Below are 14,252 nucleotides of genomic sequence, written 5' to 3' on the forward strand. Positions count from 1 at the left end.
GGGGATGAACAAGACGATCAGGCGTGCGTCGGTCTTCTGTCTGCTCCTGGTGCTGGCCCTTTTGGTGCGGGTCACCTGGGTGCAGGCCTACCAAGGCCAGGCCCTCGCAGACAACGAGAACAACCGGCGGAACCTCATCGGGCAGTTCGAGAACCCGCTGGGGAACATCATCGTGGGCGGGGAGGCGATCACCGGCTCGGTGAAGACGGAGGGCAAGGACTTCGGCTACAAGCGCACGTACGTCGACGGTCCGCTCTACGCGCCGGTCACCGGCTACAGCTCGCAGGCCTTCGGCACGAGCATGCTGGAGGGGGTCTACAAGAAGGTCCTCAACGGTTCCGACGACCGGCTCAAGACGGTGATGGACATGCTCACCAACAAGCGGGCCTCGCCGGGCAACGTGCTGACCACCATCGACAAGGGCGTGCAGAAGGCCGCGTACGACGCCCTCCAGGGCAAGCAGGGCGCCGCCGTGGCGATCGACCCGGCGACCGGCGAGATCCTCGCCATCGTGAACAACCCCTCCTACGATCCCGGCACCATCACGGGCGCCAACGACAAGGCGGCCTGGGAGAAGCTGATCGAGGACCAGGGCAAGGCCATGGAGAACGTGGCCCTGCGCAAGCCGCAGGCGCCCGGCTCCACCTTCAAACTGGTCACCTTGGCGGCGGCCATCGAGAACGGGCTGGTCACCAACCTCGACACGCCGACGGGCATCCCGGACCCATACACGATCCCCGGCACCAAGACCCTGCTGCCCAGTGAGGTGGGCTCCGCCGCCTGCAACAACGCCACGCCGCGCGCCGCCCTGCGGCAGTCCTGCAACAACGTCTTCGCGGAGCTGGCGTACAGGTTGGGCCAGGACAAGATGCGGTCGATGGCCGAGAAGCTCGGGTTCAACACGGAGACCGCCACGCCGGTGGCCGCCCGGCCCGCGAGCAAGTACCCGTCGAAGAAGATGTCGATCGACCAGGTCGCGCAGACGGGCATCGGCCAGTTCGACGTGCAGGCCACCCCGCTCCAGATGGCGATGGTGACCGCCGCGATCGAAAACGGCGGCAAGCTCGCCGCCCCGCACGCGGTCTCCGAGGTCACCGACGCGAACGGCAACGTGCTGGAGAGCTTCAAGGACCCGAAGTCCACGCAGGTCATGAGCGCCAAGACCGCTTCGATGCTCCAGGACGCCATGCGGACGGTCGCCACCGAAGGCGGCGGCAGGCCCGCACAGGTGGCGGGTGCCGAGGTGGGCGGCAAGACCGGTACCGCCCAGCGCGGAGTGAACAACAGCCTTCCGCCGCTCGCCTGGTTCACCTCGTACGGCAAGTCGGGCGGCAAGCAGATCGCGGTTGCCGTGGTGGTCGAGAACTCGGACACAGACCGTTCCGAGATCGGTGGCGGCAGGCTCGCCGCCCCCATCGCCCAGAAGATGATGGAGGCGTGGCTGAAGAGGTAGCCGCGCGGGTCGCCGTACCGACGCGCCGGGAACCGACACGGTTCCCGGCGCGTTTCCCTTCCCATGATCAGGATCGCGCAACCCGCAGACCTCGACGCCATAGCCGCCCTCCACACCCGGGCCCGGGCCACCTACTACCGCGGTCGTGTCCCCGAGCAGGTCTACGGCGGCGAAGCCGAACTCGCACGGACCCGCGAGGGCTGGTTCCGCGCCATCGCGCGCGCCACTGCCGACGGCGGAGTGCTCTGCGCCGAGCAGGACGGCGAGCTCACCGGGGTCGCCGCCTTCCGCTCCGTGGACGGCGAGACCACCCTCACCCAGCTCCACGTCGACCCGGACCATTGGCGCCGCGGCACCGGGGCCGCACTGCACGCGGCCTGCCTCGACGCCTGGCGGCGGTCCGGTGTGGACCGCGTCCGACTGGAGGTCTACGAGCACAACCTCCGTGCCCAGGCCTTCTACGCCCACCACGGCTGGCGTCCGGATCCGACCGTCGCGCGCTCCGGCTCCCACCTCACTCTCTGGCTCAGCGTCGGTCCGCCCGCCGGGGAAGCGGCTCCGCCTTCCAGGGAATGAGGCGCTCCGGCAGGTGGTTGAACACGAAACAGCCGCGGCCCCAGCCGCGGCGCCCCATTGGACCCGGAGAGAAGAAGGATCATGCGCGTCGAGATCTGGAGCGACATAGCCTGCCCCTGGTGCTACATCGGCAAGGCCCGTTTCACCAAGGGGCTGGCCGAGTTCGCGCACCGCGACGAGGTGGAGGTCGTGTTCCGGTCCTTCGAGCTCGACCCCAACAGCCCCAAGGGCAGCGCCGCCCCGGTTCTGGAGATGCTCGCCAAGAAGTACGGCCGCACGCTGGAGGAGGCGCGCGGAATGGAGGAGCACGTCGCCGCGAGCGCCCGCGCCGAGGGGCTGACGTACCGGACCGAAGGCCGCGACCACGGCAACACCTTCGACGTCCACCGCCTGCTGCACCTGGCCGCCGCCCGGGGCCGTCAGGAGCAGTTGCTCGACCTCGCCTACCGGGCGAACTTCGCCGAGGAGCGCTCCGTCTTCGACCCCGAGGTGCTCCTCGCCCTCGCCGTCGAGGCCGGGCTGGACGAGACGGAGGCCCGAGCCGTCCTCGCCGACGACTCCGCGTACGCCGCCGAGGTGCGTGCCGATGAGCGCGAGGCGGCCGAGCTCGGCGCCAACGCCGTGCCGTTCTTCGTTCTCGACCGCCGCTACGGAATCTCCGGCGGGCAACCCGCCGAGGTGTTCACCCGGGCGCTGGAGCAGGCGTGGGCGGGGCGCGAGGTCACCGAGCCCGCCGCCGGCGCCGAGGCGTGCGAGCCCGACGGCGCCTGCGCCGTCCCCCAGCAGGCATAGGGCCCACCGCCCCGCGGCACGCCCGCGGGGCGGTCGGGCCCGTGGGGCGGTCGGGGCGGTCGGGGCGGTCAGGGCGGTCAGTGCAGGGAAGCCGCCCAGGCGGCTTCCGCCGCGGCCCTCGCCCCGGCCGGGTCGGCCGCCAGGGCCGCGGCGAGGGCCGTCAGACAGGCCTGTACCGCCGACAGCGAGGCGTCCCGCCCGTAGTGGTTGACCCGGACCATCTCGCTGGCCAACGCACCGCCGCCGGCCGCGAGCGGGGCCGCCGGGTCCGCCGCCAGGGCCTTGGCCGCCACCAGGGACGCGTCGGACACCCGGAGGGTGGTGGCCACCGGGGCCGCTTCCGAGGCCCGGCCGACGTACGGGGCCAGGCCCAGCGCGACCGCGCCCGCGCGGCTCGCCGCAGCAGCGGCGGCATGTCGGGCCGTCACCGCGGGCAGGCCCTCGGCCGCGATCCGGTCCAGGCAGGCCTCCAGCGCCAGCATCTCCAACTGCGCCGGTGCGTGCAGTAGGGCCTTGCGTCCGCCGTCGATCCAGCGCTCCTTCCAGTCCAGGAGCGAGAGGTAGGAGCGGCGCGGTGCGGCCGGGTTCTCCGCGAACCTGGCCCATGCGCGCTCGGAGACCGACACCGCCGACACGCCTGCCGGGCCACCCATCGCCTTCTGGGCACCGATCACGCACAGGTCCACGCCCCACGCGTCCGGAAGGAGCGGCTCCGCGCCCACCGACGCCACCGCGTCCAGCATGAACAGCGCGCCGTGGGACCGTACGACCTCGCCGATCTCGGCGACCGGGTTGGTGTTGCCGGTCGCCGCCTCCGCGTGCACCAGGGAGACGAAGTCGATCTGCGGGTGCGCGGTCAGCGCCCGCGCGACCTGGTCGGCGGTCACGGCGCTGTCGAAGGGCACCGCCAGGTCCACCACCGTCGCCCCGCAGTCACGCAGCCAGTTGCCGAAGGTGGTCCCGTAGGGACCGGTGACGATGTTCAGCGCCGTCGAACCGGGCCGCGCCCCCGAGCGGATGCACCCCTCCAGCGGCAGCAGGGCCTCGCCCTGCGTGATCACCACGTCCTCGGGGGTGCCGAGGAGGTCCGCGACCCCCTGCTCGATCCGTGCGAAGCGCTCCGCGGTGAGTGGCGCAAGGTCAAGGAGGGGGTGGGTCACGGTGGTGCTCTCTTCGTCCGGGGCTACCGCATGAGCCTACCGAGCACGCACGTACAGTGCGGGACATGACCGATGACGTGCTGCATGTGAAAGGGCGTGTGCTCGTCGGACCCGACGACGCACGCGACGAGCTCTGGGTGGTCGGTGGCCGGATCTCGTACGAACGCCCGCACGGCGCCCGGGAGATCACCACGGTGTCCGGCTGGGCCCTGCCGGGTCTGGTCGACGCGCACTGCCACGTGGGACTGGACGCCCACGGCCCGGTCGACGCGGAGACCGCGGAGCGGCAGGCACTGACGGACCGCGACGCCGGCACCCTGCTCATCCGCGACGCCGGATCCCCCTCCGACACCCGCTGGATCGACGACCGCGAGGACCTGCCGAAGATCATCCGGGCCGGTCGGCACATCGCCCGGCCGCGCCGCTACATCCGCAACTTCGCCCACGAGATCGAACCGGCCGACCTCGTCGCGTACGTCGGCCAGGAGGCCCGGCGCGGCGACGGCTGGGTGAAGCTGGTGGGGGACTGGATCGACCGCGAGGTCGGGGACCTGGCGGCCTGCTGGCCGCGTGCCGAGGTGGAGGCGGCCATCGCCGAGGCGCACCGGCTGGGTGCCCGGGTCACCGCACACTGCTTCGCGGAGGACTCGCTGCGCGATCTGGTCGAGGCGGGCATCGACTGCATCGAGCACGCCACCGGGCTCACCGAGGACACCATCCCGCTGTTCGCGGAGCGCGGGGTCGCGATCGTCCCGACGCTCGTGAACATCGCGACGTTCCCGAAGATGGCCGCGGGCGGCGAGGCGAAGTTCCCCCGCTGGTCGGCGCACATGCGACGGCTGCACGAGCGCCGGTACGACACCGTGCGGGCCGCCTACGACGCGGGGATCGGCGTGTACGTCGGCACCGACGCGGGCGGTTCCCTGCCGCACGGCCTGGTCGCGGCGGAGGTCGCGGAGCTGGTACGGGCCGGCATCCCGGCCTTGGACGCCCTCTCGGCGACGACGTGGGCGGCGCGCGAGTGGCTCGGCAGGCCAGGGCTGACCGAGGGCGCGCCGGCGGACCTGGTGGTCTACGACGCCGACCCGCGGGCCGACGTCCGGGCCCTGGCGCGACCGCTGCGCGTGGTCGTGAACGGCAGGGTCCGGGCCTGAACGCGGGGTTGACGCACCGCGTGACGCCGGTGCCCCGGTGGTCGTTGTGAATGGCTTCCCGGGGCGCCGGCGTCGGCGTATTCCCCTTAGTTCTGTGGCGAAAAAGGACTCCCGTTTCCCGTGATGCGCCGCGAATCGAATGTGTGCATGGAAACCACCCTTTGGGGTGAACTCACCCCGGGTTGCCGCACGTTCACTCTCCGTGCGTAAAGATGTCGAGGGTAGAGGCCGTCGGCGCACGCAATGTCCCCCATTGGCGGCGCGACGGCTCCCATCTCCCTGGGGGTTCCACCACCTTGAACAGCAACACCTTCCGCATGCCCGCGACCGTCCTGGTCGCCACCGGAGCACTCGCCCTGCTCACCGCTCCGCCCGCCCTCGCCACCGGAGGCAGCGGCTCCACCGGCGGCGAGGGCAAGGCCAGTGCCGTCGTCCTGCGCGCCGGACTGGACGTGGGCCTGCTCAACAAGAGCGTCCACATCCCGCTGAAGACCACCCTCAACGAGGTCAGTGCCCCCGCCACGGCCGAGAAGACCGCTCTCACCGTGGCCCTGGACGGGGTCGAGGGAGGTCGGCCGGTGAGCGTGCTGCGCGCCGACGTGGCCACGTCCAAAGCCACCGCGGACAAGACCGGCGCGCGGGCGGAAGCCGATCTGGCCCACGCCGAGGTGCACGTGCCGGGGCTGCCGCTGCTCTCCCTCATCCAAGTGGACAAGGTCATCTCCAAGGCCGTGTGCGAGGCGGGCAAGAAGCCTTCGGCCAGCGCGAACGTCCTCGGCGCGGTGACCGTGTTAGGCAAGAAGGTCACCCTCTCGGCCGGTGGCCCGACCAAGGTCGAGATCCCGAAGGTGGGCCTGGTCAGCCTGGAGCTCTCCGGTACCGAGACCACCTCCACCACCGCGGCGGCGGCCGCGCTCCGCCTGAAGGTGTCGGTGAACCCGCTGGACCTGAACGTGGCGCAAGTCGAGGGCGAGGTCGTGCTCGCCGAGGCACGCTGCGAGGCCCCGGCCGGCGCGGCCCCCGCCCCGTCGGTGGCGCCCGACGTCAAGCCGCAGACCGCCGCCTCCGGGACCGGGGCCGGCATCACGACCGACGCCAACCTGGCCGAAACCGGGGGCGGTTCGATGACCCCGTACGTGGCGGGCGGCGCGCTGGTCCTGCTCGGTATCGGTGCGACCGCGCTGATCGTGACCCGGCGGGGCCGCACCTCGTAGCGCCGCGGATCAGCGGGTGGCGTGCACCAGCCCCTGCTGGTCGGCTCCGCGCGACAGCACGGCCGTGCTGATCTGCTGGTCGACGGCGGCGTACTCGGTCCGCTTGTGGGCACTGGTTCCGGAGTCGGAGGCCGCGCAGGAGGCGCAGACGACGCGGAACGGCGGGCCCATGTCGGAGAACTGCGTGAGGTACTCGGCCTTGACCACGTCCCAGCGGCCCGGGTGCGCGGTCGCCGGGGCGAAGGTGAACCGCGGGATCGAGGACATGTTGCCGCGCGCCTTGTCGGCCTCGTAGAAGCTGGCGACCTGGTCGCCCATGCCGAACACCACCCAGGTGCCGTTGATCTTCTCGTAGGGCTGCGGCACGTGGTTGTGCGTGCCGAGGATCAGATCGATGTCGGGGAGCCCGTCCGGGCCGCGCGAGGCGGTCAGCGCCCGTGCCAGATCATGCTGTTGCTGGTCGGGTGCCGTCTGCCACTCGGTGCCCCAGTGGATGCTGAGGACGACGACGTTCGCGCCGGCCGCCCGCGCCGCGCGGGCCTCGGAGATGATCCGGTCCTGGTCGATCAGGTTGACGGCCCAGGGCTTGCCGGCCGGGAGCGGGATGCCGTTCGTCCCGTACGTGTAGTCCAGCTGGGCGACCTTGGCCCCGCCGGCCGAGAGGACGGCCGGGGCCTTGGCCTCGTCGGCGCTGCGGGCCGAGCCGACGTGCTTGATGCCGACCCGGTCGAGGTGGTCGAGGGTGCGGACGAGACCGTCGTAGCCGTCGTCGAGGGTGTGGTTCGAGCCGGTCGAGCAGCTGTCGTACCCGGCGTCCTTCAGCGCGTCGGCCAGCTGGTGCGGGGCCTTGAAGGCGGGGTATCCGGTGTAGGGGCCGCCGGGTCGGCCGTACGGTATCTCGTGGTGGCATATCGCCAGGTCGGCGGCGGTCACCAGGGGCTTGACCCCCGCGAGTATCTTTCGGAAGTCGTGCCCGTCGCCGCTGTCCCGGGCGTCCTCCGCGGCCCGCTGGACGATGGACGGGTACGGGATGACGTCGCCGGTCGCGACCAGCGTGAAGGGGCGGGCGTCGGGGGTCGCGCCGGGACTCGACTCACCCTGGCCGGGCTTGGCTCGGAGCCGTTGCTCGGTGGCGCTCCGGTGTCCCCCGCCGTGGTCGAGCAGGGCCGGGACGGCGTAGATCCCGCCGCCCACGACCGCCAGCCCGGCCAGTGCCGCGCCCATCTTGGCGGCTGCCTTCATACCGGATCCCCCGATGTCTTCCTGCCTACGCGGAGATCATCGCTCAGCTCCACCCCGACCGCCATCGGAGCCAACCCGTCCGGATATATCGCAGCGCCGCAGGTCAGAGGGCCCGTCGGGCAGCCAGGAAGCAGACCAGGGGTGGGCCGGGCACGGGCCGGGCACGGGCCGGGGAAGGCCCCGGGCTACCGCGCGGTCAGGGTGAGGGCGTGGTCCAGGGCCTGGAGGAGGCGGCCCGTCGTCGCGCGGTCGCGGACCGCCAGGCGGAGCCAGGAGGCGTCCAGGCCCGGGAAGGTGTCCCCGCGGCGGACCGCGAAGCCGAGGGCACGCAGCCGGGTGCGGACCTCCGCCGCGCCCGCCACCTGGATCAGGACGAAGGGCCCCTCCGCCACCCCCGACACCGCGATCTCCTCGAACTCTGCGATCCCGGCCAGCAGATGGGCCCGGTCGACCGCGATCTGCCGGGCCGCGGCCTCCGCCTCCGCCAACGCCGCCGGGGTCATGCAGGCCTCCGCCGCCACCAGTGCCGGCGTGGACACCGGCCACAGCGGCTGTGCGGCCGCCAGCTTCGCGATCACCTCCGGATCGGCCAGCACGTACCCGATCCGCAGCCCCGCCAGCCCCCACGTCTTGGTCAGGCTCCGCAGCACCACCAGGCCCGGTACGTCCGTCCGCCCGGCCAGCGCCTCCCGCTCGTCCGGAACCGCGTCCATGAACGCCTCGTCCACCACCAGGATCCGGCCCGGCCGGGCCAGCGCGGCCAGTGTGGCCGCCGGGTGCAGGACGGACGTCGGGTTGGTCGGGTTGCCGACCACCACGAGGTCCGCCTCCTCCGGGACCGCCGCCGGGTCCAGCCGGAACCCGTCCGCCGCGCGCAGCACCACCCGCTCCACCGTGTGCCCCGCGTCGCGCAGCGCCGCCTCCGGCTCCGTGAACTGCGGGTGCACCACGACCGGCCGCTGCGCGCCCAGGGCGCGCGCGATCAGTACGAACGCCTCCGCCGCCCCCGCCGTCAACAGCACCCGATCGGCCGGCAGCCCGTGCCGAGCCGCCACCGCCGCGCGGGCGGTCCGCCCGTCGGGGTACGCGCTGAGACCGTCGAGCGAAGCCGCGATCCGCTGCTTGAGCCAGTCCGGCGGGGTGTGCGCCCGTACGTTGACCGCGAGGTCGACCAGCGCGCCGCCGGCGTCCAGCACCTCCGCGTCCCCGTGGTGGCGCAGGTCGTGGGCCTGCGCGGTGGCCACGGCGCAGGTCGCCGCCACCGACCGGCGTTTGGGCACGAGGAGTTCCCCGCCGCCGGCGAGCGCCGCGGCCTCCGCCACCGAGGAGGTCCCAACGGCGTCGCGCACCGTGTCGCAGGGGTGCGGCACGACGATGCCAGCCAGTTCCTCGGCGGGGTAGCTGAGCAAGGGCACGCCGAATCGTTTCGCCGCGCCCGCGATCCCTGCCTCGCCCGCCTTCGACTCCACCGTGACCAGCGCCTTCACTGCGCCGACGGCCAATCCGGCCCCCCGCAGCGTCTCCTCGACCAGGGCACAGACCTCCGCCACGGAAACCCCCGCGCGTCCGCCGACCCCGACCACCACCTGTGTCGCGTACTCGCCCACCGGGATCAAGCCCCCTCCGTCGTCGTCAATGCTTCGTGGACCGCGGCCCGCACGCAGACGTGCGCGGAAGGCCGACAGTCGGTATTCAGGGGCACATGGCCGTGATCGTGGCGTTGGGCGCGTTCCTGATGACCCTGGCGGGCGGATGGACGGCGCAACGCGTCACCGACCGCCGCCACCTCGTGCTGGGCCTGGCCGGCGGGCTGATGCTCGGCGTCGTGGGCCTGGACCTGCTCCCCGAGTCCCTGCACGCGGCGGGCGGCGAGGTGTTCGGCGTCCCGCTCGCCCTGCTGCTCTTCGTGGCCGGGTTCCTGGTCGCACACGTCGGAGAACGCCTGCTGGCGGTGCGTCAGGCCGCGCACGGCGCCGAGAACGGGGGCCGCGCCCCCCAGGTCGGGATGACGGCGGCCACGGCCATGGTCTGCCACAGCCTCGCCGACGGAGTGGCCCTGGGTGCGGCCTTCCAGGTCGGCGAGGGGATGGGCGTGGCCGTGTCGCTGGCTGTCGTCACGCACGACTTCGCCGACGGGTTCAACACGTACACGCTCACCCGGTTGTACGGGCACGCCCGCCGCCGGGCCCTGATGATGCTCTACGCGGACGCCCTGGCCCCCGTGGTGGGCGCGGCGTCCACTGTGCTGTTCACCCTTCCGGAGGAACCGCTCGCGGCGTACCTCGGCTTCTTCGGCGGAGCCCTGCTGTACTTGGCCGCCGCCGAGATCCTGCCCGAGGCGCACCACACGCACCCCGCTCTGTCCACGCTCCTGTGCACGGTGGGCGGGGTGGCCGGGATCTGGCTGGTGGTGGGCCTCGCGGACTGATCTCACCGGTGCGCTGCCGCGGCTTCCACGAAGCGGCCGGCGACGGAGGGCTCCGCCGCCCAGTGCGTGTGCAGATAACTGGCGTGTACGCCCTGCCGGACGAAGCCCTCGACCCGGCGTTCGGGGTGCGTGAACCCCCAGGCGGGGGTCGAACCCGCGCCGGGCTCGATCACCGTCCGGTGGAACTCGTGCCCACGCAGCCGGGTCCCGGCGGCGGCGAGGGCACTGTCCGACACCGCCACGGCCTCGCGGTAGCCGAGGGTCAGGCGCTCCGACATCCGCGCGTCGGCGTCGAGGACCCCGCACATGGGCTTCCCGTCGAGCGACCGCGCGAGGTAGAGCAGTCCGGCGCACTCGGCGGCAACGGGCCCGCCGGCTGCGGCGAAGCCGGCGACGGCCCCCCGCAGGGGCTCGTTGGCGGCGAGCTCGGGGGCGTACACCTCGGGGAAACCGCCGCCTATCACCAGGCCGGTGGTGCCGGGTGGCAGCGATTCGTCGCGCAGCGGGTCGAAGGTGACGACCTCGGCGCCCGCGGCGCCGAGCAGCTCGGCGTGCTCGGCGTAGGAGAACGTGAAGGCCGCGCCCCCGGCGACGGCGACGATGGGGCGGCCGGGCGAACCCGGCCCCGCCGGCGACTGGGACCCGGGTCCGAGCGGAGCCCGGTTCCGGGAGGGGCCGGGGCCGGAGAGCAGGGCCCGCTGCGGACTCCAGGCCTCGCAGGCCAATGCGGGGGCCGTGCGGGCGAGGGCCATCAGCGCGTCCAGGTCGCAGCCCTGGCGCACCTGTTCCGCCAAGGACGCCACCGCGGCCAGCGCGTCGGCGCGTCGCTCGGCCACCGGCACCAGGCCCAGGTGTCGTGACGGCGCGGCCACCTGCGGAGCCCGCCGTAGGACGCCCAGCACCGGCATCCCCACCTCTTCCAGGGCCTCCCGCAGCATCGCCTCGTGGCGGTCGGACCCGACCTTGTTCAAGATCACGCCCCCCAGCCGCACCTGCGGGTCGAACGACGCGAAGCCGTGCACCAGTGCCGCCACCGACCGCGACTGCGACGAGGCGTCGACCACCAGCACCACCGGCGCCCGCAGCAGCTTCGCCACCTGCGCCGTCGACGCCAGTTCACCCTGGCCCGCGGCCCCGTCGTAGAGCCCCATCACGCCCTCGACGATCGCGAGGTCGCACCCCGACGCGCCGTGCACGAACAGCGGGGCGACCAGCTCCGGCCCGCACATGAATGCGTCGAGGTTGCGCCCCGGGCGGCCCGTGGCCAGCGCGTGGTAGCCCGGGTCGATGTAGTCGGGCCCGGCCTTGTGCGGGGACACGGCGAGGCCGCGCTCCGAGAAGGCCGCCATCAGGCCCGTCGCGACCGTGGTCTTGCCGCTGCCGGAGGACGGCGCGGCAATGACCAGGCGCGGAATGGGGAGCGACGTCACCACTCGATGCCCTTCTGGCCCTTCTGGCCGGCGTCCATCGGGTGCTTGACCTTGGTCATCTCGGTGACCAGGTCCGCGAACTCCAGCAGCTTCTCGGGCGCGTTGCGCCCCGTGATCACCACGTGCTGGGTGCCGGGGCGGTCGCGCAGCACCTCGATGACCTCGTCGACGTCGATCCAACCCCAGTGCATCGGGTACGCGAACTCGTCCAGCACGTACAGCTTGTGCGTCTCAGCGGCCAGGTCGCGCTTGACCTGCTCCCAGCCCTCCTTGGCCGCCTGCTCGTTGTCCAGCTGCGCATCGCGCTGGACCCAGGACCAACCCTCGCCCATCTTGTGCCAGGCGACCGGGCCGCCCTCGCCGGAGGCACCGAGGACCTTGAGCGCGTTCTCCTCGCCGACCTTCCACTTCGCCGACTTGACGAACTGGAACACCCCGATCGACCAGCCCTGGTTCCAGGCGCGCAGCGCCAGCCCGAAGGCCGCCGTCGACTTGCCCTTGCCCGGGCCGGTGTGGACGAAGACGAGCGGGCGGTTGCGGCGCTGGCGCGTCGTGAGTCCGTCGTCCGGAACGACGGTCGGCTGTCCCTGCGGCATTACGCGGCCTTCCTGTGGGTGTGGTGCGACGGTGAAGTCGTCGCGGTACGTACGTTCTTCACGAGCCCGGCCAGCGAGTCGGCCCGCAGCCCGTCGAGCGTGACGGCGGGCCCGCCGAGGTCGGCGGCCAGTTCGCCGGCCAACCCCAGCCGGACCGGCCCCGACTCGCAGTCCACGACCACCGAGGCGACCCCCTCGGCCCGGAGCAGCCGGGCGGCGAGCCCGGCCAGCTCGCGCGGCGTGCCGCCCTGTCGGCCGCCGACGGAACCGGCGGAGGTGGCCCGCCCGTCGGTGACGACCACGAGCAGCGGCCGGCGGCTCGGATCCCGCAGCCGCTCGATCCGCAGTACGTCGTGGGCCTTGAGCAGCCCGGCGGCGAGCGGGGTGCGTCCGCCGGTCGGCAGCCGTTCCAGCCGGGCCGCGGCCGCGTCCACCGAGGAGGTGGGCGGCAGCGCCAGCTCGGCGGCGGAGCCGCGGAAGGTGATCAGGCCCACCTTGTCTCTGCGCTGGTAGGCGTCCAGCAGCAGCGAGAGCACCGCGCCCTTGACGGCGCTCATGCGCTGTCGGGCGGCCATGGAGCCGGAGGCGTCGACGACGAAGAGGACCAGGTTGCCTTCGCGGCCCTCCCGGGTGGCCTGCCGCAGGTCGTCCCTGCGGACGACGAGCCCGCGCCCGCTGCGCCCGCGCGCCTTCTGGTGCGGGGCGGCGGCCTGGACGGTCGCCGCGAGGTGCAGCTTCGTTAGCTGGCCGCGGGGGCGCTGGGCGCCGGTGGTCCGGCCGTGTGCCGTGCGGGCGCGCGAACGCCGTCCGGACGCGCCCTCGCCGAGCCCCGGCACGCTGAGCACCTTGGTCCGGAACGGCGCGGTGGCTCGTACGGCGGCCTGCTCGGGCGCGTCCGCCCGCCCGGGCTGCTCGCCCGCGTCGGCCCGGGCGGGCTCGGGGGCCTGCCCGTCGGTGCCGGGCTCCGGCTGCGACTCCGGCTGCGACTCCGCCGGCGGTTCCGACTCCGGCTGCTGCGCCGGATCCTCGGGACCCGCCTGCGGCGGCACGCCGCCGCCCCCGTCGGGGCCGCCGTCGTCCGGACCCTCGGGGCCGGGGTCGGGCTCGGGGTCGTGGTCCGGCTCCTCGTCGGGGAACCCGTCCAGGATCTCGTCGAGCTTGTCCTCGTCGAGGCCGGGCGCGTCGAACGGGGCGCGCCTACGGCGGTGCGGCAGGGCCAGCAGGGCGGCCCGGCGCACGTCCGCCTTCACCACCTCGGTCCGTCCGTCCCAGGCGGCCAGCGCCGTCGCAGTCCGGGCCATCACGATGTCGGCGCGCATGCCGTCGACCTCGAAGCCGGCGCAGGTCGCGGCGATCTGGAGCAGGGCGGTGTCACCGAGGACGACCTTCGCAAGCAGGGCGCGCGCGGCCACGACCCGGGCCCGGACCTCGTGCTCGTCCTCGGACCAGCGGCTCGCGAAGCCCGCGGGATCGTCGTCGTACGCGAGCCGGCGGCGCACCACCTCGACGCGCTGGGCGGGCTCCCGCGAGGCGGTGACCTCCACGGTCAGCCCGAACCGGTCGAGCAGTTGGGGCCGCAACTCGCCCTCTTCCGGGTTCATCGTGCCGACGAGCAGGAAGCGGGCGGCGTGGCGGACGGAGACGCCCTCGCGTTCGACGTAGGAGGAGCCCATGGCCGCGGCATCGAGAAGTACGTCCACCAAATGGTCGTGGAGAAGGTTCACTTCGTCGACGTACAGGATCCCGCGGTGCGCGTCGGCGAGCAGGCCGGGCTCGAAGGCCTTCACACCCTCGGCGAGGGCCCGTTCGATGTCGAGGGCGCCGACCAGGCGGTCCTCGGAGGCGCCGACCGGCAGCTCGACCATTCGGGAGGGGCGGGCCGTGCCCTCGCCGGGCTCGTGCGGGCCGTCGGGACAGGCCGCGTCGGGCGCGTCGGGCGCGCAGCTGAACCGGCAGCCGGGGACGACGTCCACCTGCGGCAGCAGCGCGGACAGCGCGCGGACGGCGGTGGACTTGGCGGTCCCCTTCTCGCCGCGCACGAGCACGCCGCCGACCGCCGGGCTCACGGCGTTGAGCAGCAGTGCCAGCCGCAGGTCGTCCTGCCCGACCACGGCCGAGAACGGAAAGTGGGCGCTGCTCATGAGACGGTCACTCCTTCGAGTGGCTTGCGATGGATATCGGTGCCGAAGTGCCAGCGGCTCGCCCGG

General features: G+C 73.2%; 12 protein-coding genes. 6 read left to right on the forward strand and 6 right to left on the reverse strand.

The window, feature by feature from the left end; translation table 11 throughout:
* The first annotated feature begins 4 nt into the window (after positions 1 to 4).
* From ABZZ20_RS27350 to ABZZ20_RS27360, 3 genes are all read left to right on the forward strand, one after another.
* Positions 5 to 1,453 (forward strand): penicillin-binding protein 2, encoded by a 1,449-nt coding sequence (locus ABZZ20_RS27350; RefSeq protein WP_356874009.1) that lies wholly within the window; start codon positions 5 to 7, stop codon positions 1,451 to 1,453.
* Between the two features lie 63 nt (positions 1,454 to 1,516).
* Complete coding sequence (locus ABZZ20_RS27355) at positions 1,517 to 2,029, forward strand: GNAT family N-acetyltransferase (RefSeq protein ID WP_356874011.1); 513 nt, start codon at positions 1,517 to 1,519, stop codon at positions 2,027 to 2,029.
* An 81-nt stretch (positions 2,030 to 2,110) separates the two neighbouring features.
* Positions 2,111 to 2,821 (forward strand): DsbA family oxidoreductase, encoded by a 711-nt coding sequence (locus ABZZ20_RS27360; protein WP_356874013.1) that lies wholly within the window; start codon positions 2,111 to 2,113, stop codon positions 2,819 to 2,821.
* 77 nt (positions 2,822 to 2,898) lie between these two features.
* Here ABZZ20_RS27360 and ABZZ20_RS27365 read toward each other — a convergent pair whose 3' ends face one another.
* On the reverse strand, positions 2,899 to 3,981 hold the full coding sequence (locus ABZZ20_RS27365; RefSeq protein ID WP_356874015.1) for an aminotransferase class V-fold PLP-dependent enzyme: 1,083 nt from the start codon (positions 3,979 to 3,981) through the stop codon (positions 2,899 to 2,901).
* 65 nt (positions 3,982 to 4,046) lie between these two features.
* Here ABZZ20_RS27365 and ABZZ20_RS27370 point away from each other — a divergent pair, with 65 nt between their 5' ends.
* The gene (locus ABZZ20_RS27370) at positions 4,047 to 5,135 is read left to right on the forward strand and encodes an amidohydrolase family protein (RefSeq protein WP_356874017.1); all 1,089 of its coding nucleotides are present in this window, start codon (positions 4,047 to 4,049) and stop codon (positions 5,133 to 5,135) included.
* A 296-nt stretch (positions 5,136 to 5,431) separates the two neighbouring features.
* Positions 5,432 to 6,349: an SCO1860 family LAETG-anchored protein gene (locus ABZZ20_RS27375; protein WP_356874019.1), complete on the forward strand. Its 918-nt coding sequence runs from the start codon at positions 5,432 to 5,434 to the stop codon at positions 6,347 to 6,349.
* Positions 6,350 to 6,358: 9 nt separating this feature from the next.
* On the opposite strand, the gene ABZZ20_RS27380 is transcribed toward ABZZ20_RS27375, so the two are convergent.
* Both ABZZ20_RS27380 and cobC read right to left on the reverse strand, forming a co-directional pair.
* A complete protein-coding gene (locus tag ABZZ20_RS27380; RefSeq protein WP_356874021.1) occupies positions 6,359 to 7,591 on the reverse strand; it encodes a CapA family protein in 1,233 nt (410 codons plus the stop codon).
* Positions 7,592 to 7,776: 185 nt separating this feature from the next.
* Complete coding sequence (cobC, locus tag ABZZ20_RS27385) at positions 7,777 to 9,207, reverse strand: Rv2231c family pyridoxal phosphate-dependent protein CobC (protein ID WP_356874023.1); 1,431 nt, start codon at positions 9,205 to 9,207, stop codon at positions 7,777 to 7,779.
* Positions 9,208 to 9,293: 86 nt separating this feature from the next.
* On the opposite strand from cobC, the gene ABZZ20_RS27390 reads away from it, so the two are divergent.
* Positions 9,294 to 10,019, forward strand: a complete 726-nt coding sequence (locus tag ABZZ20_RS27390; protein WP_356874025.1) for a ZIP family metal transporter — start codon at positions 9,294 to 9,296, stop codon at positions 10,017 to 10,019.
* Between the two features lie 2 nt (positions 10,020 to 10,021).
* Here the strand turns inward: ABZZ20_RS27390 and ABZZ20_RS27395 are convergent, their stop codons facing one another.
* The 3 genes from ABZZ20_RS27395 to ABZZ20_RS27405 are packed head-to-tail and all read right to left on the reverse strand — an operon-like array spanning position 10,022 to position 14,186.
* Positions 10,022 to 11,452: a cobyrinate a,c-diamide synthase gene (locus ABZZ20_RS27395; protein WP_356874027.1), complete on the reverse strand. Its 1,431-nt coding sequence runs from the start codon at positions 11,450 to 11,452 to the stop codon at positions 10,022 to 10,024.
* Positions 11,446 to 12,045 (reverse strand): cob(I)yrinic acid a,c-diamide adenosyltransferase, encoded by a 600-nt coding sequence (gene cobO, locus ABZZ20_RS27400; RefSeq protein ID WP_356874029.1) that lies wholly within the window; start codon positions 12,043 to 12,045, stop codon positions 11,446 to 11,448. The genes ABZZ20_RS27395 and cobO overlap by 7 nt, the downstream gene beginning before the upstream one ends.
* Positions 12,045 to 14,186: a putative cobaltochelatase gene (locus ABZZ20_RS27405; RefSeq protein WP_356874031.1), complete on the reverse strand. Its 2,142-nt coding sequence runs from the start codon at positions 14,184 to 14,186 to the stop codon at positions 12,045 to 12,047. Before ABZZ20_RS27405 ends, cobO begins: the two co-directional genes overlap by 1 nt.
* Between the last annotated feature and the right edge of the window lie 66 nt (positions 14,187 to 14,252).

Source organism: Streptomyces sp. NPDC006430, assembly GCF_040612395.1.
Lineage (GTDB): Bacteria > Actinomycetota > Actinomycetes > Streptomycetales > Streptomycetaceae > Streptomyces.